18 protein-coding genes are annotated in these 21,300 nt (G+C 60.6%); 16 read left to right on the top strand and 2 right to left on the bottom strand.

The annotated features are described in order from the left end of the window. Window positions 1-113: 113 nt before the first annotated feature. The 8 genes from OGI63_RS10770 to OGI63_RS10735 all read left to right on the top strand — a co-directional run bounded on the left by OGI63_RS10770 (window position 114) and on the right by OGI63_RS10735 (window position 8,491). The gene (locus tag OGI63_RS10770) at window positions 114-1,589 is read left to right on the top strand and encodes a glycine--tRNA ligase (protein WP_004218594.1); all 1,476 of its coding nucleotides are present in this window, start codon (window positions 114-116) and stop codon (window positions 1,587-1,589) included. A 130-nt stretch (window positions 1,590-1,719) separates the two neighbouring features. Continuing rightward, a complete protein-coding gene (gene dusB / locus OGI63_RS10765; RefSeq protein ID WP_004218596.1) occupies window positions 1,720-2,973 on the top strand; it encodes a tRNA dihydrouridine synthase DusB in 1,254 nt (417 codons plus the stop codon). A gap of 160 nt (window positions 2,974-3,133) precedes the next feature. Beyond that, entirely contained in the window at window positions 3,134-4,390 is a 1,257-nt protein-coding gene (gene ftsZ, locus OGI63_RS10760; RefSeq protein ID WP_004218598.1) for a cell division protein FtsZ, read from the top strand. A gap of 88 nt (window positions 4,391-4,478) precedes the next feature. Then, window positions 4,479-4,949: a cell division protein SepF gene (locus OGI63_RS10755; protein WP_004218599.1), complete on the top strand. Its 471-nt coding sequence runs from the start codon at window positions 4,479-4,481 to the stop codon at window positions 4,947-4,949. A gap of 81 nt (window positions 4,950-5,030) precedes the next feature. Further along, window positions 5,031-5,321, top strand: coding sequence for a YggT family protein (locus OGI63_RS10750; protein ID WP_004218601.1), 291 nt, complete (start codon window positions 5,031-5,033; stop codon window positions 5,319-5,321). Window positions 5,322-5,449: 128 nt separating this feature from the next. Beyond that, window positions 5,450-6,964, top strand: coding sequence for a DivIVA domain-containing protein (locus OGI63_RS10745; RefSeq protein ID WP_004218602.1), 1,515 nt, complete (start codon window positions 5,450-5,452; stop codon window positions 6,962-6,964). 12 nt (window positions 6,965-6,976) lie between these two features. Continuing rightward, window positions 6,977-7,519, top strand: coding sequence for a signal peptidase II (locus tag OGI63_RS10740; RefSeq protein WP_012619838.1), 543 nt, complete (start codon window positions 6,977-6,979; stop codon window positions 7,517-7,519). Between the two features lie 18 nt (window positions 7,520-7,537). Then, window positions 7,538-8,491, top strand: a complete 954-nt coding sequence (locus OGI63_RS10735) for an RluA family pseudouridine synthase (RefSeq protein ID WP_004218605.1) — start codon at window positions 7,538-7,540, stop codon at window positions 8,489-8,491. Here OGI63_RS10735 and OGI63_RS10730 read toward each other — a convergent pair. Next, entirely contained in the window at window positions 8,471-8,776 is a 306-nt protein-coding gene (locus OGI63_RS10730; protein ID WP_004218607.1) for a hypothetical protein, read from the bottom strand. The genes OGI63_RS10735 and OGI63_RS10730 overlap by 21 nt on opposite strands. A gap of 201 nt (window positions 8,777-8,977) precedes the next feature. Between OGI63_RS10730 and dnaE the strand changes: the two genes are divergently transcribed. The 7 genes from dnaE to priA all read left to right on the top strand — a co-directional run bounded on the left by dnaE (window position 8,978) and on the right by priA (window position 18,237). Then, window positions 8,978-12,544, top strand: coding sequence for a DNA polymerase III subunit alpha (gene dnaE, locus OGI63_RS10725; protein ID WP_004218608.1), 3,567 nt, complete (start codon window positions 8,978-8,980; stop codon window positions 12,542-12,544). A 299-nt stretch (window positions 12,545-12,843) separates the two neighbouring features. Next, the gene (gene hisD, locus OGI63_RS10720) at window positions 12,844-14,226 is read left to right on the top strand and encodes a histidinol dehydrogenase (protein ID WP_004218609.1); all 1,383 of its coding nucleotides are present in this window, start codon (window positions 12,844-12,846) and stop codon (window positions 14,224-14,226) included. After that, window positions 14,223-15,389, top strand: a complete 1,167-nt coding sequence (locus OGI63_RS10715; RefSeq protein WP_004218610.1) for a histidinol-phosphate transaminase — start codon at window positions 14,223-14,225, stop codon at window positions 15,387-15,389. Before hisD ends, OGI63_RS10715 begins: the two co-directional genes overlap by 4 nt. Before the next feature lie 42 nt (window positions 15,390-15,431). After that, window positions 15,432-16,034 (top strand): imidazoleglycerol-phosphate dehydratase HisB, encoded by a 603-nt coding sequence (gene hisB, locus OGI63_RS10710; protein WP_004218611.1) that lies wholly within the window; start codon window positions 15,432-15,434, stop codon window positions 16,032-16,034. Then, a complete protein-coding gene (locus OGI63_RS10705) occupies window positions 16,034-16,783 on the top strand; it encodes a hypothetical protein (protein WP_004218612.1) in 750 nt (249 codons plus the stop codon). Before hisB ends, OGI63_RS10705 begins: the two co-directional genes overlap by 1 nt. Window positions 16,784-16,813: 30 nt before the next feature. Then, the gene (gene hisH, locus OGI63_RS10700; protein WP_004218613.1) at window positions 16,814-17,461 is read left to right on the top strand and encodes an imidazole glycerol phosphate synthase subunit HisH; all 648 of its coding nucleotides are present in this window, start codon (window positions 16,814-16,816) and stop codon (window positions 17,459-17,461) included. Window positions 17,462-17,508: 47 nt separating this feature from the next. Then, entirely contained in the window at window positions 17,509-18,237 is a 729-nt protein-coding gene (priA, locus tag OGI63_RS10695; RefSeq protein ID WP_004218614.1) for a bifunctional 1-(5-phosphoribosyl)-5-((5-phosphoribosylamino)methylideneamino)imidazole-4-carboxamide isomerase/phosphoribosylanthranilate isomerase PriA, read from the top strand. A gap of 119 nt (window positions 18,238-18,356) precedes the next feature. Here the strand turns inward: priA and OGI63_RS10690 are convergent, their stop codons facing one another. Further along, a complete protein-coding gene (locus tag OGI63_RS10690; RefSeq protein WP_004218615.1) occupies window positions 18,357-19,760 on the bottom strand; it encodes a DUF2252 domain-containing protein in 1,404 nt (467 codons plus the stop codon). Between the two features lie 180 nt (window positions 19,761-19,940). Between OGI63_RS10690 and glnA the strand changes: the two genes are divergently transcribed. Next, a complete protein-coding gene (gene glnA / locus OGI63_RS10685) occupies window positions 19,941-21,278 on the top strand; it encodes a type I glutamate--ammonia ligase (RefSeq protein ID WP_004218616.1) in 1,338 nt (445 codons plus the stop codon). The last annotated feature ends 22 nt before the right edge of the window (window positions 21,279-21,300 follow it).

Here is a 21,300-nt window from a genome sequence, read left to right as displayed (position 1 = left end):
ATGCGTGTCATCACCCCACATGGGCACCGGAACGGGCTCCCTGCGTGTCAGCCGCCAACGGTAGGGTGAAGCCTTGTATAAGACCCCAAACCGTTCAAACCAGAAGGTGCATTGTGGCTAATTCCAAAATCGATGAAGTTGTCTCCCTCGCCAAGCGTCGCGGCTTCGTGTTCCCGGCCGGCGAGATCTACGGTGGCACCCGCTCTGCGTGGGACTACGGGCCGCTCGGCGTGGCGCTCAAAGACAACATCAAGCGCGAATGGTGGCGCTCGATGGTCGTCACCCGACCAGATGTCGTGGGCGTCGACACGTCGATCATCCTGCCGTCCGAGGTGTGGGTCGCCTCCGGCCACGTGTCGGTGTTCAACGATCCACTTATCGAATGCCTCACCTGCCACAAGCGTCATCGCGCCGACAAGCTCGAGGAGTCGTATGCCGAGAAGCACAACGACCAGCTGCCCCCGAATGGCCTCAAGGACATCGTGTGCCCGGACTGCGGCACCCGCGGCAATTGGACCGAACCCCGTGACTTCAACATGATGCTGCGTACGCACCTCGGTCCTGTGGAAGATGAGAACAGCCTCCATTATCTGCGACCGGAGACGGCACAGGGCATCTTCGTGGACTTCAAGAACGTGATGACCTCGTCGCGCTCCAAGCCGCCGTTCGGCATCGCCAACACCGGCAAGAGCTTCCGCAACGAGATCACGCCAGGCAACTTCATCTTCCGTACCCGCGAGTTCGAGCAGATGGAGATGGAGTTCTTCGTTGAGCCGGGCACCGATGAGGACTGGCATCAGTACTGGATCAACGCCCGCACACAGTGGTACATCGACCTCGGTGTGAACCCCGAGAATCTGCGCCATTACGAGCATCCGAAGGAAAAGCTCGCACACTATTCGAAGCGCACCGTCGACATCGAATACCGCTTCGGCTTCCAGGGCTCCGATTGGGGTGAGCTCGAGGGCGTGGCCAACCGTACCGATTTCGATCTCGGCGCCCATGCCAAGCATTCCGGCGAGGACCTGAGCTACTTCAACCAGGCCACCGGCGAGAAGTACATTCCGTACGTCATCGAGCCTGCAGCCGGTCTGTCGCGTTCGCTCATGGCCTTCCTTGTGGATGCCTACGACGTTGACGAGGCCCCGAACACCAAGGGCGGCGTAGACAAGCGCACGGTGCTGCGTCTCGACCCGCGTCTCGCTCCCGTCAAGGCCGCGGTGCTACCGTTGAGCAAGAAGCCGGAACTGCAGTCGGTGGCCCAGGACCTCGCGCAGGATCTGCGTCTCAATGACTGGATGATCGACTACGACGAATCCGGTGCGATCGGCCGCCGCTATCGTCGACAGGACGAGATCGGCACCCCGCTGTGCATCACCGTCGACTTCGACACTCTTGATGACCAGGCCGTGACGATTCGCGAGCGTGACACGATGCAGCAGGAGCGCGTGGCGCTCACCCAGGTTGCCGACTACGTGGCCAAGCGCATCAACGACAAACGTACACGTGTGCCGCTCAAACCGGTGTCGATGGGTGGCGCCGAATGGCCCGAGACCGTGCATATCGCCGAGGCCGGCGGTTTGTACTGATCTGCCATGCATCAATCGCCTGCGCCCCGTATGCCTGAGATTGCGGGACGCAGGCGATTTTGCGTACGAGGCGAGCGTGCGAATAATTCATACGATACTCTGTACAATTCGGACACATGAACGAGGGGATATGAGCGAGCAGGAGACGATACTGAACACATCCCGGCAACGCGAGGCAAGCCCAGATGCCAAGGATTGCGCAGATGCCGGTGCACGGCTTGAACCGGTTTTGGCCGGTCCGTTGGCACCGATCAGGCTCGGCGATGTCATGGTGAACACTCCGGTCATGCTCTCCCCGATGGCAGGTGTGACGAACTGGCCGTTCCGTGTGCTGTGCGAGGAATATGGGCCCGACGGCCTTTACGTGGCCGAGATGGTCACTGCACGCGCGCTGGTCGAGCGCAATCCGAAGGCGCTCAGGTTGTGCAGGTTCGCACCGAGCGAGCGCATCAGATCGCTGCAGCTGTATGGCGTGAACCCGTCGATTATGGAACAAGCGGCGCGGTTCCTGGTGGACAACGGCATGATGGATCATCTCGATCTCAATTTCGGGTGCCCGGTTCCCAAAGTCACCCGGCGTGGTGGAGGATCGGCCTTGCCATGGAAAACGGATCTGTTCACCGAGATTGTCCAGCGCGTAGTTGCGGTGTGCGAGCCGGCGAACATTCCGGTGACCGCGAAGATCCGCGTGGGGCTGGACCATGAGCATGAGACCTTCCTCGAAGCCGGGCGCATAGCTCAGGAGGAGGGGTGCAGCGCAGTGACCCTGCATGCCCGCACCACTGCCGAATACTATGGCGGTCATTCGGATTGGTGCCGGATCGGTGAGCTCGTGAGCACGCTCGACATACCGGTGTTCGGCAACGGCGACATCTGGGGTGCCGAGGACGCCATCGCGATGGTGAACGAAACCGGGTGTGCCGGAGTGGCGATCGGTCGCGGGTGCCAAGGGCGGCCATGGCTCTTCGGCAATATAGGCAACGCCTTCGCCGGCAGCGACGTGCGTATCAACCCCACCCTCGGCGAGGTGGGGCGCATCATCATGCGCCATGCCGAGCTGCTCACCGAGTTCTACGATGGTGACGAGCGGATGGCTGTGCACGACCTGCGTAAGCATGTCGCATGGTACCTGAAAGGGTTCCCGGTGGGGGGCTCCACCAGGCGCGCGTTCATGGAATGCGAGAGTTTGAAGGATGTTCGTGAGCAGGTGGACGCGCTTGACCCGAACATCGAGTATCCTGAACGGGTGGTGGACCAGCCGAGGGGTCGTGTTCGCTTTGCGAAGAAGGTGCATTTGCCATATGGTTGGCTCGATTCGCGGACCACGACCCACGAGGAGCGCGAGCGACTGTTCGGCGACGACCCGATGGATGCGAGCTACTGAGCGACACGTTTTAAGAAAACTTTCGGAAATCGGGTCTACGGTGTCTACGAGGAATGTAAAGAGGAGGGTGAGCGGATTGGCCTTGGCCAGTGGAGGGAGGCCTGTTTTCTCACCCATCTGCGGTACAGTTGTGTACAACCGTGAGTGACAGGAGACTAACGTGAGCGAGATCGCCCAGACCGACAATTTCAACGACACCACGATCATCAAGGTCGTTGGTGTCGGTGGCGCAGGTGGCAATGCAGTCAACCGAATGATTGCCGAGGGTCTGCAGAATGTGGAATTCGTGGCAATCAACACGGATGCGAAAGATTTGCTGCGTTCCGACGCCGATGTCAAGATCTCGCTGAGCGACGCCTCGAGCCGAGGGCTCGGCGCGGGGGCGGATCCGGAGAAGGGCGCGAAGGCCGCCCAGGATCACCAGTCCGAGATCGAAGAGGCCGTCAAGGGCGCCGACATGGTGTTCGTCACCTGCGGTGAGGGCGGTGGCACCGGCACCGGTGCAAGCCCACTGGTCGCCCGCGCAGCACGCCAGCAGGGCGCGCTCACCATTGCAGTCGTCACTCGTCCGTTCTCCTTCGAAGGCCCGCAGCGTGCCGCCTCGGCAGCGCTGGGCATCGACAATCTGCGCGAAGAGGTCGACGCGCTCATCGTCATTCCGAACGACCGACTTCTTGAACTCGACGACAGCTCCATCGGCATCGTGGATGCGTTCCGCACGGCCGACACCGCTCTGCTCGCTGGTGTTCAGGGCATCACGGACCTGCTCACGATCAATCCGTACATTCACGTCGATTTCTCCGATATCACGTCGATCCTGCAGAACTCCGGCACTGCACTCTTCGGCATCGGCGCCGCACGGGGCGAGGATCGTGCAGCGCAGGCCGCAGAGATCGCCATCAGCTCGCCATTGCTCGAGGAGAGCATCGACGGCGCCAGCGGCGTGCTCATTAACATCGCGGCTTCGAACGACCTGAAGCTCGCCGAGGTGAATCAGGCCGTCGGTTTCGTTCGCGAGGCCGCACATCCGGAGGCGCAGATTATCTTTGGTCTCGCACTCGACGATGCCTATGGCGATGAGATGCGCGTCACCGTGATTGCCGCCGGCTTCAACGACAAGAAGAAGCTCGCTCAGGCCAATGAGGACGCCCAGGCCGCCGCCTCGGCGCCTCAGCGCACCGTCAAACCGGTGACCAAGACCGCCACGGCTTCCGGGCAGCCCACCATCCTCACGTCTCCCATTCCCTCCACCGGTCCGGTGTTCGAAGAGGAGAAGAAGACGGATGAGAAGATCGTGGCCCAGCAGCCGACGCCGAAGCAACGCTCCGAATACGATGCCTCGTCCGACACCAGCAGCTATCCGTATACGGCGCTTGGTGATCTGGGTGACCTCGACATTCCGGAGTTCCTGCAGTAGTCGATCCGCTTACGGCACGGTCTGAATTACAATACCTGTAGAACCCAAAGAGTCAACCTGAAACAGGACAGCAAAGAAGGAAACGCGAATGGCCGGATTCATGAAGAGGACCATGTCTTATCTGGGAATGTCCGACGTCGTGCCGGAAGACGAAGATGACGAGGTCATTGACGAGGAGCCGGAGTCGTCATTCGACACCGATCGTTCCGTCACGCCCATCCCGGCCGCGTCCACGCAGCCTTCCACGAGCCAGCGTAAGTCGGTGGCCCCGTTCCATGCGAACATCAATCGGATCACGACCATTCACCCGCAGAGCTACGAAGATGCGCAACTGGTCGGTCGCGCACTGCGAGACGGCATTCCGGTGGTGCTCAATCTCACCGATGTCTCGCAGTCACAGGCTTACCGCATCATCGATTTCTCGTCCGGCGTGGTGTTCGGCATCTCCGGCTCCATCGAACGCGTGACCGAGCGTGTGTTCCTGCTGAGTCCCGCTCGTGTGGACATTGTCGCGGAGGACACTGAATCGGGTATGTCAGACAACCTGTTCGAGAACTGATGAGGCGGGGCAGCGGCCCCCACATTCACGTCATTTGCTGTTCGAGGAAGCATGTTCCTAGTCATTCGATAGGCTGGGAGCATGCTTTCGACGTTATTCGGCTTCTTCTTCCATATTGTCGACCTGCTCATCGAGGCCTACATCGCGGTGCTGTTCGCCCGCATGATCTTCGATTGGGTGCTGGTGCTGGCTCCGCGATGGCGGCCGACCGGTTTTGTGGCGACCCTGCTGCGCATCATCTACCAGCTCACCGAGCCACCACTGCGCTTCCTGAGACGATACATCAAGCCGATTCCCCTGGGGCGCGTTTACTTCGATGTGAGTTTTCTGGTGTTGTATTTCGTATTGGTGATCTTGCGCATACTGATCTGACCGATGGAAAAAGTCCGATGGTCATGTGAAAAAAGCCGCCCATGCGGTGTGCTTGCGCAGGTGTCGTGATAGCATCAAAAAATAAGGTCAACTAAGCTGGGTCTATCCCAAAGCGAGGTGGTAAGATAATGGCTCTTTTGACGCCAAAGGATATTCGGGAGCACACCTTCCAAACGGTGCGCTTCAAGGAAGGGTACGATGTCGACGAGGTCGATGACTTCCTCGATCAGGTAACCGAAACCGTGGAGGCTTTGGGCAAGCAGGCTGTTGCAGGTGGTCAGTCCACGCAGGCACTCGGCCCTGATGTCTCCGCGCTGAACACGAAGATTTCCGATTTGACTGCACAGGTGCAGTCCCTGCAGCAGGAGAACCAGTCGCTCAAGGCCGCCGCCGCGCAAGGTGCAGGCGAACAGGCGACGGCGCAGATCGCCCAGGCGAATCAGGCCGCACAGGCTGCACAGGCGCAGCTCAAGGAAGCCGAGTCGAACAATCAGGCGCTTTCCACTCAGAATGAACAGCTGAAGAACCAGATTGAACGCCTTTCCGCGCAGGTCGATCAGCTCACCGCACAGGCGGCGCAGAACTCCGATCAGCCGGATCTCGCCAAGGAGCTGCAGGAGATTACCCGCCAGCGCGATCAGTTCCGCGCCGACAGCGAGAATCTGCGTCATGAGCTCTCCGCTGCCCACGAGCAGACGATGCGCGCCCAGCAGGCCGAAGCCCAGGTCAAGGACCTCACCAAGCAACTCGAGGAATCGAAGCAGCGTGAGGAACAGCTGCGCGATCAGGTGGCCAAGGTCGAACCGAACACTGAGACGGGCAGCCTGCAGAAGATCAAGAGCGCTGCTGCGGCCGCCAACAGCGAGCCGGAGCGCGCCACCGCGATGCTCACCCTCGCGATGCAGCTGCACGACCAGTACGTCGACAAGGGCAAGGCGACCGCCAAGGAGATCACCGAGCAGGCCCAGCGCAAGTATGAGGAGCTCATCTCCAAGGCCAACGACTATTCGAACCGCACTCGTTCCGAGGCCGACGATTACAATGCCCGCACCCGCGAGGCTGCCGATGCCTACAGTGCGAAGACTCGTGACGATGCCGATTCGTACAGCGCCAAGACGCATGAAGATGCCGACACATACATGAAGAACAAGCACGCCGAGGCGGATCAGTACGTGGTCGACAAGACCAATGAGGCGAACACCTACGCGGATCAGAAGATCGCAGAGGCGAACAACTACGCCGCCGCCAAGACCAACGAGGCCGACACCTATGCCGACTCGAAGGCCCATGAGGCAGACGAATACGCTCAGAAGAAGCAGGACGAGGGCAACACCTACGCCCAGCAGAAGAAGAGCGAGGCCGACCAGTACGTGGTCGAACGCCACGACGAGATCAACGCATTCGAGGCCGAAGCCAAGAAGCGTGCCGACGACTACTCGGCGAAGACCCGCACCGCTGCCGACGACTACGCCCAGCAGGTGCGTGAGAACCTCGAGACCCAGTCGAAGGTGATCGAAGGCAACATTCAGGGCCTCAAGACCTTCGAGACCGAATACCGTGCACGCCTCACCGAGTTCCTCGGCCAGCTGCAGGCACAGGTCTCCGACACGAACAACTACAAGGACATCGACAAGGCCAACTGATACCATTAGCCAATGTTGAATTCGAAACCAAGACGGCCGCGTGTACGCGTGGCCGTCTTTGCATGTATCGCCATCGTCGCCCTTGGGGCAGACCAGCTTAGCAAATACCTGGCGCAGACCTACCTGACCGAGACCGATTACATTCAGGTGATCCCACGGTTCCTGCACCTGACGTTGGTCCATAATCCCGGGGCCTCGCTGGGCATGGGGGCCAACTCGACCTGGGTGATCAGCCTCTTCGCCATTGTCGCATGCTGTGTGCTTGTCTGGATGGCCTGGCGCACCACATCGATGGCCTGGACCGTGTTCCTGGCACTCGCCTTCGCCGGGGCGTTGGGGAACCTGATCGATCGCGTGGCATATGCCCAAGGATTCCTCAATGGCAAGGTCGTCGATTTCCTCAATTACGGTTGGTCAGTGGGCAATGTGGCCGACATCTTCCTCATGATCGCGGGAATAGGCATCATCGTGCTCATTCTGTGTGGAGTGCCCTATAGGGGGAGCGACGAGCGACAGCCGGCTGATACAGCGGCTGCCGGACATTCCGATAACTAGGCATATGGAAGGAGCTCAATGAGCACGATCATTCCGGCGCCCGATGCACTGATCGGGAAGCGGTTCGATGTGGCTGTGGCCAAGATGATGGGCATCTCACGGGCCAAGGCCACTGAACTCATCGAAACCGGGCAGGCACGTGTGATCGGGCGTGATATCCATAAATCCGCCACATTGCAAGCAGGCGACACCGTTGAGATTGATGTGCGAGAAGAGAGACGGGAACCCGAACCCGTTTCGAACGAAATGACGATTGCCTATGAGGACGACGACATCGTGGTAGTGGATAAACCGGTCGGTGTGGCGGCGCATGCCTCGGTCGGCTGGACCGGGCCAACAGTGCTGGGTTCGTTGATCCAGCGCGGTGTGCACATCACCTCGATGGGGGCTGCGGGACGGCAGGGCATTGTCTCGCGGCTTGATGTGGGCACCTCAGGGCTCATGCTCGTATGCAAATCCGACCTCGCCTACAAGGAGATGCGCAGGCAATTCTCCGAGCATGAGGTGAAGAAGACCTACCATGCGCTCGTGCAAGGCAATCTCAAGGAAGACAAGGCCACCATCGAAGCTCCGATCGGGCGGGCAAAGGTCTCCGATTTCCGCTTCACGGTCACGCCCGCGGGCAAGGAGGCCGTCACCCATTGGGACGTGATGGAACGCTTCGGCGAGGCCACACTCGCGTCAATCAATCTCGAGACCGGACGCACCCACCAGATCCGCGTGCATTTCTCGTCCATCGGGCACCCTCTTGTAGGAGACCCGATGTACGGGGCCAATCCCCGTCTGTCTCAGGCACTGGGGCTCGAACGTCAATGGCTGCACGCCATGGAGCTGGAGTTCCGGCATCCGCGCACGCACATCAACACCGTGGTCACCTCGCGGTACCCCACCGATCTGCAGCATGCGCTGGAGACGGAGCGTGAGCGCTTCGCCCAACGGGAGCACCAGCGTTTAGAGTCGTCGCGAGGGTGACGATGGCGGTGATTTCCCGCGACTGGCTTCCGTAATCGCCAATACCACGAATATGATCATCGCGCAGGTCGGCATAACGGCCAACGGCGTGGTGAACAACAGACTGGTCCACGCCTCCAGCTCGCGCACCCCGGTGGAATAGCCGGCCGCATGATCGCAGCCAAGCAGAATGCGAATGGCCTGCACCATGCCGATGGCTCCGGGAAGGGCAAGCAGGGCGCAGAGTGGAATGAGCGCCACATATACGGCGATGCGCCTGCCGCGGGCCGGCTTCGATGCCGTCATAGGCAGCCTTCCTTCCCTCGCGTCGACTTACTCGGCAATGTTGCCAACACTCTAGCGACGAGGCGACGCTGTTTCCATATGAAGCGATTGATGCGCTGGAAATGCCGCGTGTCGAAACGGACATGGCGTGTTCGAAGGGTTGCGGGGCACCCCGGTTCGCGCTCTGTACAGCAAGCGGATTTCAAGGTACATTAGAACACTATGACCAATTCCGCTGATTTCGTGCAGTTGCACAACCATACGCATTATTCGTTGCTTGATGGTGCATCGAAGATTCCCGATCTGGTGAAGTACACGAAGGAATTGGGAATGGGTGCCGTGGGCATCACGGACCATGGCAACATGCATGGCGCGTATGAGATGTACACCGAGGCGGTGAAGCAGGATGTCAAGCCGATCATCGGCATCGAGGCTTATGTGACGCCGGAGACGGCGAGGCAAGACAAATCGCGCGTGCATTGGGGCACGGAGGCGCAACGGCGTGATGATGTGTCCGGTGGAGGCCTGATCACGCATTTGACGCTGTGGGCCGAGGACGACGAAGGATTGAGGAACCTGATCAGGGCCTCTTCGGTGGCGAATCTCGAAGGACGTGTGATGCGCTATCCGCGTATGGACAAGGAGGTGCTCTCCACCTACAGCAAAGGCGTGATCTGCGGTTCGGGATGCCCGTCAGGCATTGTGCAGACCCGTTTGCGCCTCGGTCAGTTCGATGAGGCCTTGCGTGCGGCGGGTGAGTTGCAGGACATCTATGGCAAAGACAATTTCTTCATTGAGCTGATGGACCATAATCTCGAGATCGAGCGCAAGGTGACGAAGGACCTGCTTGAGATCGCGAAGAAGCTCGGTGCGCCGCTGCTGGCCACGAACGATTCGCATTACGTCCACGAGGAGGATGCTGGCGCGCAGGACGCGATGCTGTGCATCAATTCAGGCTCGCACCTGGATGATCCGGACCGGTTCAAGTTCGATGGAGAAGGGTATTACATGCGTTCCGCGCAGCAGATGCGCGAGCTGTTCCGCGACCTGCCCGAGGCGTGCGACAATACGATCGAGGTGGCGGAACGTTGCAATGTGATGTTCGACGACCACGAGGACGGCGCGTTCATGCCCAAGTTCCCATGCCCGGAGGGTTGGGACGAGACCTCGCTGTTCCTGAAGAAAGTGGAGGAGGGCCTCGAACGGCGGTACGAGGGCAATGTGCCGGCGCATGTGCTGGCGCAGGCGGATTACGAGTGCGGTGTGATCTGCCAGATGCAATTCCCAGGCTACTTCCTGGTGGTGGCTGATTACATCCAATGGGCCAAAGACCATGGGATCATGGTGGGGCCGGGCCGTGGCTCCGCGGCAGGATCGATGGTCGCCTATGCAATGGGCATCACCGAGCTCGATCCCCTGGAGCATGGTCTGATCTTCGAACGGTTCCTGAACCCGGAGCGCGTGTCGCTGCCGGATATCGACGTGGACTTCGACCCGGAGGGCCGTCTGAAGGTGATCGAGTACTGCGGCGACAAATACGGGCACGACAAGGTGGCGCAATGCGTGATCTACGGCACGATCAAGACGAAGCAGGCGCTCAAGGATTCAGCGCGCATCATGGGCTACGAGTTCTCGATGGGCGAGTTGGTTACCAAGGCGTTGCCGCCGGCGGCAACGGGTGGCAAGGACGTGCCGCTGCACGACATTTTCGATCCAGGTGCGAAACGCTATGCGGAGGCGCGTGAATACCGCGAATTGTATGAGTCGAATCCCGATGCCAAGCGAATCACCGACGAGGCGATGGGCATCGAGGGCCTGATTCGCCAGACGGGTGTGCACGCATGCGCCACGATCATGGGCTCGGAGCCGATCACTGACACGTCGCCGCTGCTGGAGCGCACGGATGGCACGGTGACGACGACATTCGAATACCACACGTGTGAGACATTGGGTCTGGTGAAGATGGACTTCCTGGGTCTGTCCAACTTGACGGTGATCGGTGACACGCTCAGGAACATCGAGGCCAACGGCAAGGAACCGATTGACCATACGAAGATTCCGCTCGACGACAAGGAGACATACGAACTGCTGTCGCGCGGCGACACGCTGGGTGTGTTCCAGCTCGATTCCGACGGCATGCGTGCGCTGCTCAAGCAGCTGAAGCCAGATAACTTCAACGACATCTCGGCATTGATCGCCCTCTACCGTCCGGGCCCGATGAGCATGGACTCGCATACGAACTACGCGAAACGCAAGAACGGGTTGCAGAAGATCGAGCCGATCCATCCGGAGCTTGCCGAGCCGCTCAAGGAGGTGCTCGACGAGACCTACGGCCTGATCATCTACCAAGAACAGGTGCAATCCGCCGCCCGTATTCTGGCCGGCTATTCGCTGGGCAAGGCCGACGTGCTCAGGCGCGCGATGGGCAAGAAGAAGCCCGAGGTGCTGGCCAAGGAACAGGTGCCGTTCTTCGAAGGCATGAAGGAGCACGGCTATTCCCGCGAGGCGGCGCAGGCGGTGTGGGACGTGCTCGTGCCGTTCTCGGGCTATGCGTTCAACAAGGCGCATTCCGCCGCCTACGGGCTCATCTCGTATTGGACCGCCTATTTGAAGACGCACTATCCGGCCGAGTTCATGGCCGCCCTGTTGCAAGGCGCCTCCACGAACAAGGACAAGACCGCCCTGTACCTAGGCGAGGCGCGCCGCATGGGCATCAAGGTACTCTCGCCGGATGTCAACGAATCCGTGTACGCCTACTCCGCCGTCGGTGATGTGGTGCGTTTCGGACTCGGTGCCATCAGGAACGTGGGTGAAAAGGCAGTCGCCGACATCATTGCCGAGCGTCAGGGCAGCCACGGCAGGTACGTCAACTTCATGGACTTCATTCGCCGTGTGCCTCTGACCGCACTCAATAGGCGGTTGGTCGAATCGTTGATCAAGGCGGGTGCCTTCGACTCGATCGACCCCAACCGGCGTGCCCTCTACCAGATTCACGAGGCCGCGATCGACTCGGTCACCGACCTCAAACGCAAGCAGGCCACTGGGCAGTTCGACCTCTTCGCCGACCTCGACGCCGGTGCCGACGATGGCGAGGCCGAAGCGCTTGGCGACGTGTCGATCAGCGTACCTGACGTGGAGGAGTGGGACAAGAAGACCAAGCTCAACTTCGAACGCGAAATGCTGGGCCTGTATGTGTCCGACCACCCGCTTTCAGGCATGCAGTCCGTGCTCGCCAGCCTGCGTGACATGTCCATCGCGCAACTGATCGACCGTGCTCCCACGATGCCCGAGCGCAGTCAGGTCATGGTCGCCGGGCTCATCACCAACGTCGACTCACGCGTCTCCAAGAAAGGCAACCGATGGGCGATCGTGACGATTGAAGACATGGAGAGCTCCATCCAATGCCTGCTGTTCGGCAAGGTGTACGAGGCGCACGCGGCGGAACTCGCCATCGACACGATCGTGCAGGTGCGTGGCATGGTCGAGGCACGTGACGAGACGATTTCGTTGCGCGCCACCGACCTCATGGTGCCCGTCATCGAAGCCGGTGAGGACCGTCCTGTTTTCGTCCAGCTGCCTGCGCACGCCCTCGATATGCAACGGCTCGAACAGTTCTCGCAGATCCTCTCCAATCATCCCGGTGCCTGCGAGGTCAGGCTTGCCATCGTCGACGACAATGGCGGCGTGACCCTCATGACCCTCGGCGATCGCTTCCGTGTGCGTCGTGAGACCGGCCTGTTCGCCGACATCAAGGTTCTTTTTGGCGCCAACGCACTGCCTATGATCTGAACGGCGGTTTGTGCGAACGGAGACGGCATGCGATGGCATGCCGTCTCCGTTCGCACAAACCGGATGCCTGCCATCTCTCATTTCCGCGTCTGATCTTTGTCATTGTTTTGCGTAATCTGGAACTAATTTCACACGGGATGCGTCCCCGATTACGTGGATTTGCTGAATTAACGCGAACCTACGGAACTCGTCGGGGCGCGCCAGCGGGCAATCTCACGATGCAAAAGACCCGATGCCCTCGTTTTCCTTCTCGTGACAGGCGCTTGGTACCATAGTGGCTTATGAGCCAAGATAACTATATGCGCATCATTGATTTGCGCGGCAAGGAACTGACACGCGCCGAGATGCTTGACGCGATGCCACGAGCTGAGATGGGAACCGACGAAGCGAGCGAGATCGTGCAGCCGATTCTCGACAACGTGAGGGAGAACGGCGCCGCAGCGTTGCGTGAATATGCCGAGAAATTCGACCACATCGTCCCCAAGTCGTTCCGTGTACCCACCGACGTCATGGATGCCGCCGTGGCGTGCCTCGACCCGGAAGTGCGCGCAGCGATTGAGGAATCCGTGCGCCGTGCCCGCGCAGTCGCGAAATCGCAGGTCCCAGAGGACTTCCATACCGATTTGGCTGAGGGTGCGCGCGTCAGTGAGCGCTGGATCCCGATCCAGCGTGTGGGTCTGTACGTGCCCGGCGGCAAGGCCGTGTACCCGAGTTCCGTGATCATGAACGTGGTGCCGGCACAGGCCGCCGGTGTCGAAAGCCTCGCCATCGCCACGCCGCCAAGCCGTGACAATGCGCAGGGTTGGCCGAACAAGACGATTCTGGCCACCTGTGCCATTCTCGGTGTGGACGAGGTCTACGCCGTCGGTGGTGCACAGGCCATCGCGATGTTCGCCTATGGCGCCACCGACCTCGACAATCCGGTCTCCCCGGTGCTGTGCGAGCCGGTGGACAAGATCACTGGTCCGGGCAACATCTTCGTGGCCACGGCCAAGCGTCTCGTTTCGGGCATTGTGGGCATCGACGCGGTCGCCGGCCCCACCGAGATCGCCATCATCGCCGACAAGACCTCGAACCCGGCATATGTCGCCGCCGACCTCATTGGTCAGGCCGAGCACGATGAACTCGCCGGATCGGTGCTCATCACCGACGACGATCAGTTGGCCGAGGCGGTGCAGGCCGAGCTCAACAAGCGCGTACCGCGCACCGAGCACTCCGAACGTGTGGCCACCAGCCTCTCCGGCAAGCAGTCCGGCATCATTCTCACCGACGGCATCGAGCAGTCGATCGACGCGGCGAACGCCTACGCCGCCGAACATCTTGAAGTGCAGACCGCAGACCCGGATGCCGTGATCGCGAAGATCCGCAACGCGGGGGCCATCTTCCGCGGCAACTATTCCCCGGTGCCGCTGGGCGACTACATGTCGGGCTCGAACCATGTGCTGCCCACCTCGGGCACCGCACGATTCGCCGCCGGTCTCGGTGTGCACACGTTCATGAAGCCGGTGGAGGTCATCGAATACGACGAGCAGGGACTGAAGGAGCTCGCCGCCAGGGTGAATGCCCTCGCCGTCTCGGAAGACCTCCCGGCGCACGGCGAGAGCGTGCTGACGCGCTTCATTGACGATCCGTACAACAAGGAAACCATTACCGAACAGGAAGAAGAAGCAGGATTACGATGAGCGAAGCGATGATTCCGGCGGATCTGCCACTGCGTAACGACCTCATTGGCGAGGTGCCCTACGGCGCCCCGCAGCTCGACGTTCCGGTGTGCCTGAACGTCAATGAGAACCCGTATCCGCCGGATCACGCCGTGGTTCGCAGCATAGTGGAGCACGTCAAGCAGGTGGCGCCTACCCTCAACCGCTATCCGGACCGCGAGCACATCGAACTGCGCGAGGCCTTCGTCAGGTACCTCAAGGAGGAATCGGGGGCGCAGCTCACCGTGGAACAGGTGTGGGGCGCCAACGGCTCCAACGAGATCATGCTCCAGCTGTTCCAGGCTTTCGGAGGCCCTGGCCGTGCCGCACTGGGCTGTGACCCGGCCTATTCGATGTACCCCGAGTATGCACGCGACACGTTCACGAGTTGGTACACCACGCACCGCAAGCCGGACTTCACCCTTGATGTGGACCATACCATCGATGACATCGATGCGATCCAGCCGGCCATGGTGGTGCTCACCAGCCCGAACAATCCGACCGGCACCGAACTGCCTATGACCGATCTCAAGCGCATTCTCGAACATTGCCAGAGTGCTCAGGTCGCTGGTGCACACGATGGGGTGCACCCGATCGTGGTTGTGGATGAGGCCTACATTGAATTCCGCAACCCGGGCACGCCGTCGGCCACGACGCTCATCAACGACTACGACAATCTGGCCGTGAGCCGCACCATGAGCAAGGCATTCGCGTTTGCGGGAGCCCGAGTGGGCTATCTGGCGGCCAGCGAGGGTATTGTGGACTGCCTGCGCATCGTGCGCATGCCATACCATCTGTCCGCCGTGACGCAGGCGGTGGCGCTGGCGGCCTTCGACCATAGGAAGGAACAGCTGAGCCAGGTGGACCACCTGCGCGAGATTCGCGAGCAGACCGCCGCTTGGCTCAAGGAACAGACCTATAAGGGCCAGCCACTCGAAGTCGCCCCCTCGCAGTCGAATTTCCTGCTGTTCGGCGGCCATTTCGATGATCGCGGAGCCATCTTCGACCAAATGCTCCAGCGTGGCGTGCTCATTCGCGTGGTGGGGCCGGAAGGCTGGCTGCGTGTGTGTATGGGCACTGACGAGGAGATGCGCCGATTCCGCGAGGCGCTCGTCGAATCGATGCGCGCCGTCGAGAACGCCTAGGCCGCAGACATACGTATACCTGCAAAGGAGACATGGAGACACATGGCACGCACCGCGCACATTGTTCGCCAGACCAGCGAATCCAGCATCGACCTCGAACTCAACCTTGACGGCACCGGCAAGACGAACATCGAAACGACTGTGCCGTTCTACAATCACATGATGACTGCACTGGGCAAGCATTCGCTCATCGATCTCAACATCGTGGCGAGCGGCGACACCGATATCGATGCCCACCATACCGTGGAGGACACGGCGATCGTATTCGGGGAGGCATTGCGCCAGGCCCTCGGCGACAAGCGCGGCATCCGCCGCTTCGCCGATGCCACCGTTCCGCTCGACGAGGCGCTCGCCAAAGCCGTCGTCGACGTCTCCGGCCGCCCATACTGCGTGTGCTCGGGCGAACCCGAAGGCTTCCAGTACGCAATGATCGGCGGCCACTTCACCGGCTCGCTTGTACGCCATGTGATGGAATCGATCGCCTTCCACGCGCAGATCTGCCTGCACATGCATCTCATTGCCGGCCGTGACCCACACCACATTGCGGAGGCGGAGTTCAAGGCGCTCGCCCGCGCATTGCGCTTCGCCATAGAACCCGATCCCCGTATTCAGGGGCTGATCCCGAGCACGAAGGGCGCGTTGTGATGTCAGACGACGACAAGCGAAATCCCAACAATCCCGATAACCCCGGCGACGAAAACGACGCGTTCTGGGCCTTCGAAAGCGATCCGGATCTCGCACGTGAGATGGAGAGCCTCAACCAGGAGCTTGCGAATCTCGAGCAGAATGCGAGCACCGACGATGCCGGGGAATCCGCGACCGGGGAATCGGAAGACGGCAATGCTCCCGAAGACGTGTCCGACGAGTTCTCGCAGATCATGAACGCGAACGCCGAGATAGGCTTCGACGACGAACTCGAGGGGATTCTCGGCAACAAGGCGAAGCGTGCGATTCTAGTCACGCGCCTCACCTCGGCCGATTTGCTCGCCGCCTTCTGCTCGCTCGCCGACATCACCGCGCAATGCATCGATTCGCGTGAGGGTGCGGTGGCAGTGCTGCGCAATCTCAACGGGGACGGTCCCGAGGCGGCCGCGAAGGACCTCACCGAAGTGGTGGCGGGGCTGAGCGTGCTGTTGCTCGTGGATCGCGCCGACAAGATGACCGCCGTTCCCTATGCGAACGGCACCGCCGAGGATGCGGAACTGCCGCCGCCGTTCGTGCTGGAGACGCTCGCGCATTTCGTGGAGGATCTCATGCTCGGACTCACCACGGTCGATGCGCTCGCGCAGCAGGGTGTGAGGATTGTCGATTCCGCGGATCTGGATCACGACCATGCATTGAAAATCATCGCCGAGCATACGAACTTCGGGCGTGACGGCTCGTCGATCGACTGAATGCACGGGGCACAGGAAGAAAGTGAGATTATGAAATCTGTAGTCGTATTTGATTATGGGTTCGGCAATGTGCGCTCCATGATGCGCGCACTCGCCAATCAGGACCTTGACGTCACGCTCACCTCCGATTACCGCAAGGCCCTGGAGGCCGACGGTCTCGTCGTACCGGGCGTGGGCGCATTCGGTGCCTGCATGCAGGGACTGCGCAAGGTGAATGGCGACAACGTGATCTACGACCGTCTGCGTGCGGGGCGCCCTGTGCTCGGCGTGTGCGTGGGTGAGCAGATCATGTTCACCCGTGGCACCGAGCATGACCTTGACACGCCTGGGCTGCAGCTCATTGACGGCGAGGTGAGCAGACTCGATGCCGACGTGGTGCCCCACATAGGCTGGGATACCGTCGATGCCCCCGAAGGCTCCGTGCTGCTCAATGGCGTGGAGGGCGAACGGTTCTATTTCGTGCACTCCTACGCCGCTTTCACCGCGGCGCCCGCGGATTTGACGCAGTTCGACATCGACCTCGGCGACGCCGAGCAGAAAGTGGCGTTCTGCGATTACAGCCGCAGCCATTTCGTGGCCAGCTATGAGCGCGGGCCTCTGTTCGCCACGCAGTTCCACCCGGAGAAGTCCGCGCAGGCAGGTGCCAGACTGCTCGCGAACTGGGCCGCCGTACTCTAGTTATGTTGTTATTTGCCGTATTTTAAGATTCCAGATTGGAGTAGAACATGTCACTGACTTTGTTGCCGGCCGTTGACGTCCGTGACGGCAAGGCCGTCCGTTTACGTCAAGGTGAGTCCGGTTCGGAGACGGACTATGGCTCGCCGCTCGACGCCGCACGCACGTGGGTGGACGCCGGGGCGCAGTGGATCCACTTGGTCGATCTCGACGCCGCCTTCGGCACGGGGGACAACCGCGCCCAATTGCGTGAGATCGTCAGGCAGCTCGGAGACAAGGTGAACATCGAGATGTCGGGCGGCGTGCGTGACGATGCCTCCCTGGATGCCGCGCTCGACGCCGGCGCCGCACGTGTGAACATCGGCACCGCCGCACTGGAGAATCCGGAGTGGACGGCCCGTGTGATTGACAAATATGGTGACAAGGTGGCCGTTGGCCTCGATGTGCGTGGACATACGCTTGCCGCCCGCGGTTGGGTGAAGGAGGGCGGTGGCCTGTTCGAGACGATGCGGTTCCTCGACGACGCGGGCTGCTCACGCTACGTGGTCACCGACGTGACCCGCGATGGCATGATGAGCGGGCCGAACATCGATCTGCTGCGTGAAGTGGCCGAGCGCACCGATGCCAGAGTGACCGCCTCCGGTGGCATCTCGAAGCTCGACGATCTGCGTGCCATCAAGGAGCTGCTGCCGCTTGGCGTCGATTCCGCGATTCTGGGCAAGAGCCTCTACGCGGGCGCCTTCACGCTCGAAGAGGCACTTGCTGTAGCCAATGCGTGATATTGCACAGTGCGTCAATTGAATGGTGCGTCAATGGGGACATTTTCTGCCGGATCCCCATTGACGCACCATATGATCATATGCATGCATTCGAGTTGTTTGCGTCACCGAATAACGGGCTATGCGCAAGGGAGCTCACCGGATGCGATGAGTTGGGTGAACAGCTCGAAATCGTCTTCGTTCTGGTCGGCGTATGAATCGCAGAAGCTCATCATCGCCGTCTCGAATTCGTCGCTGTCGCCCAAATACCCGCTGATCGCCACGCTGTCGCCGCTGCGCGCATGCGCATGGGCGAGACACCACGCACACAGCGAGCCCAGATTGCTCAACGAATCCGCATGCAGCGTGTCAAGATCAATGGAACCCTTGCCATTCCACAGCTGTCGCACGTAATAGTCGCGCGGCAGACCATCGTTGGCCACGAACCGCGACCACCCGAGCAGAATGTCGGCGGTGGACTGCACGAGCTTCTGACCTTGGATCACGCGCTCACCGTGCGTGCTGTAGGGTGAGTGGCCCACGTATTTGGCCAGCACGCTGGCCACCGCCTCCTTCATTTGCAGAATGAGCGGGTCGTCTATGTCACGGCCTATGAACGCGCTGATCCAGCAGCGGGTGCCAACGGAACCGACGCCGACCACCTTGCGCGCTGTGTCCTGATAATGGTACTGTTCGAGCACATGGCGGCGGTCCTCATACAGCGAATCACGGTAGGTGTCGAACAGCTGTCGCAGGCGGCCGCGCAGCGCATCGATGTCCTCGTAGCCGCGAATGTCGTTGATCTGCACGAGCTCGGGTGGCTCGGTCTTGAACCGGAGTCGATTGCCGTCGAGATAGGTGAGCTTGTTGGCTGCCTTCTTGGAGTCCTTCGAACGCGCCTTGGCTATGGCGCCGTGCAACGTTTTCGACGGCTTCGCTTTCATCGCCTTCTCCAGATGGGCGAGGCTGTCTTCTACATCGAAATGGGTGTACCACGTGTTGAGGAAGCCCATCTGCGAGAATTCCCGTAATGTTTCACGGTACTGTTTCACGCAACGATAGACGGCATCATGACGCTCCTTCTCCTTGAGCCCTATGTTGCGCCCCGCAATCTCCACCGAAACGGCAAGTCGCTTGATATCCCATTCCCATGGGCCCGTGGCCGTCTCGTCGAAGTCGTTGATGTCGAACACGAGACGTTTGGACGGCGAATAGAAGATGCCGAAGTTGCCTATGTGCGCATCTCCTATGCACTGCACCGGAATGCAGGTGGTAGGGGTGCGGGCGAGATCGTTCGCCATGATCGCCGCGCCCCCTCGGTAGAAGGTGAAGGCGTTTGCGCTCATGCGCTTGAACCGCAGCGGCACCAGGTCGGGAACGCGCATCTTGTTCTGCTCCTCGAGCAGACCGATCACGTCACGCCGCTTCGTTTGCACGCGCCATACGGCATGCGAGGAGAGAGGGAAGCGTTCGCGGAGTTTGAGACCGGCGTTCGTGCGATCCTCGGGGTTCTTGAACTCCGTCCATGCGCTCATGTCGAACATCGGATGCGCTTCGCTTGACTCTACAAGATTTCCATCGCTCATACTTGCACAATACCGTGCGGGCAGGCACAATTCGTGTTTATACGGCGTTCCGTGCGGATTCCGTCCGTATATCGATGCGGTGTCCACATACCGTCTGTTAACGCGTGCCGTAACATCGGTTTGAAACGATGGGGTGCTATGGACAAACAACAAGAATTTGCGCTCCGAACCGTTGAGGAACGCGATGTTCGCTTCATTCGCCTGTGGTTCACGGATGTATTGGGAACATTGAAATCGGTGGCCATCGCGCCTGCAGAGCTGGAGGCCGCATTCGAGGAGGGCATTGGTTTCGATGGCTCCGCGATCGAAGGCATGACGCGTGTGTCTGAAGACGACATGATCGTCAAGCCCGACCCGAGCACCTTCCAGATTCTGCCGTGGCGCGGAGGTCCCCAAGGCACGGCGCGTATGTTCTGCGACGTGCTCACTCCGGAGGGCGAGCCCTCGCTCTCCGACCCACGCCATGTGCTCAAGCGTTCGCTGTCGAAGGCCAAGGAGAAGGGCTTCACGTTCTACGTGCACCCGGAGATCGAGTTCTACCTGTTCGAGAAGCAGGACGACTGGTCCAAGAGCCCCGTGCCGATCGATCAGGGCGGCTATTTCGACCATGTGCCACGCAGTCCAGGCATGGATTTCCGCCGCGCCACCGTCAACATGCTCGAGCAGATGGGCATCTCGGTCGAATACTCGCATCACGAGGCGGGCCCCGGCCAGAATGAGATCGACCTGCGGTATGCCGATGCGTTGACGATCGCCGACAACATCATGACCTTCCGTACGGTGGTCAAGGAGATCTCTCTCGAACGCGGCATCCATGCGAGTTTCATGCCCAAGCCGCTCGCGGACGCGCCAGGTTCGGGCATGCACACGCACCTGAGCCTGTTCGAAGGGGATGCGAACGCGTTCTACGAGGCCGGTCAGGAGTTCAACATGTCGCTGACGGCCCGGCAGTTCGCTGCGGGTATTCTGCACCATGCTGCCGAGATCTGCGCCGTCACTGACCAGTACGTGAACTCCTACAAGCGTCTGTGGGGAGGCAACGAGGCCCCGAGCTACATCTGCTGGGGGCACAACAACCGTTCGGCTCTGCTTCGCATTCCACAGTACAAGCCAGGCAAGGGCAACTCCGCGCGCATCGAGTTCCGCGCGCTCGATCCGGGCGCGAACCCGTACCTCGCCTATTCGGTGCTGCTGGCGGCAGGCCTCGATGGCATCGAAAAGAAGATGACCTTGGGCGAGCCTACGAGTGATGACGTGTGGGAGCTCACCGACGCCGAGCGTCAGGCGATGGGCATTCAGCCGCTGCCCGAGTCGCTGGACGAGGCCCTGAAGATCATGGAGAAATCCGATTTCGTGGCCGATGTGCTCGGCGAGCATCTCTTCGAGTTCTTCCTGCGCAACAAGCGCAAGGAATGGGAGGAGTACCGCAGTCAGGTGACGCCCTTCGAACTCAAGAAGTACCTGGCCAAGCTCTGAGCTGTCAATGTGAATGTGACGA

The sequence above is a fragment of the Bifidobacterium sp. KRGSERBCFTRI genome, assembly GCF_025908335.1.
Note: the sequence above shows the minus strand (reverse complement) of the source record. Positions and strands in the feature narration are given on the sequence as shown.

Coding starts and splice junctions, on each gene's coding strand:
- dusB (WP_004218596.1), top strand. CDS start 1,720: ATGAGCGAGCAGGAGACGATACTGAACACATCCCGGCAACGCGAGGCA.
- OGI63_RS10755 (WP_004218599.1), top strand. CDS start 4,479: ATGGCCGGATTCATGAAGAGGACCATGTCTTATCTGGGAATGTCCGAC.
- OGI63_RS10750 (WP_004218601.1), top strand. CDS start 5,031: ATGCTTTCGACGTTATTCGGCTTCTTCTTCCATATTGTCGACCTGCTC.
- OGI63_RS10745 (WP_004218602.1), top strand. CDS start 5,450: ATGGCTCTTTTGACGCCAAAGGATATTCGGGAGCACACCTTCCAAACG.
- OGI63_RS10740 (WP_012619838.1), top strand. CDS start 6,977: ATGTTGAATTCGAAACCAAGACGGCCGCGTGTACGCGTGGCCGTCTTT.
- OGI63_RS10735 (WP_004218605.1), top strand. CDS start 7,538: ATGAGCACGATCATTCCGGCGCCCGATGCACTGATCGGGAAGCGGTTC.
- OGI63_RS10730 (WP_004218607.1), bottom strand. CDS start 8,776: ATGACGGCATCGAAGCCGGCCCGCGGCAGGCGCATCGCCGTATATGTG.
- dnaE (WP_004218608.1), top strand. CDS start 8,978: ATGACCAATTCCGCTGATTTCGTGCAGTTGCACAACCATACGCATTAT.
- hisD (WP_004218609.1), top strand. CDS start 12,844: ATGCGCATCATTGATTTGCGCGGCAAGGAACTGACACGCGCCGAGATG.
- OGI63_RS10715 (WP_004218610.1), top strand. CDS start 14,223: ATGAGCGAAGCGATGATTCCGGCGGATCTGCCACTGCGTAACGACCTC.
- hisB (WP_004218611.1), top strand. CDS start 15,432: ATGGCACGCACCGCGCACATTGTTCGCCAGACCAGCGAATCCAGCATC.
- OGI63_RS10705 (WP_004218612.1), top strand. CDS start 16,034: ATGTCAGACGACGACAAGCGAAATCCCAACAATCCCGATAACCCCGGC.
- hisH (WP_004218613.1), top strand. CDS start 16,814: ATGAAATCTGTAGTCGTATTTGATTATGGGTTCGGCAATGTGCGCTCC.
- priA (WP_004218614.1), top strand. CDS start 17,509: ATGTCACTGACTTTGTTGCCGGCCGTTGACGTCCGTGACGGCAAGGCC.
- OGI63_RS10690 (WP_004218615.1), bottom strand. CDS start 19,760: ATGTTCGACATGAGCGCATGGACGGAGTTCAAGAACCCCGAGGATCGC.
- glnA (WP_004218616.1), top strand. CDS start 19,941: ATGGACAAACAACAAGAATTTGCGCTCCGAACCGTTGAGGAACGCGAT.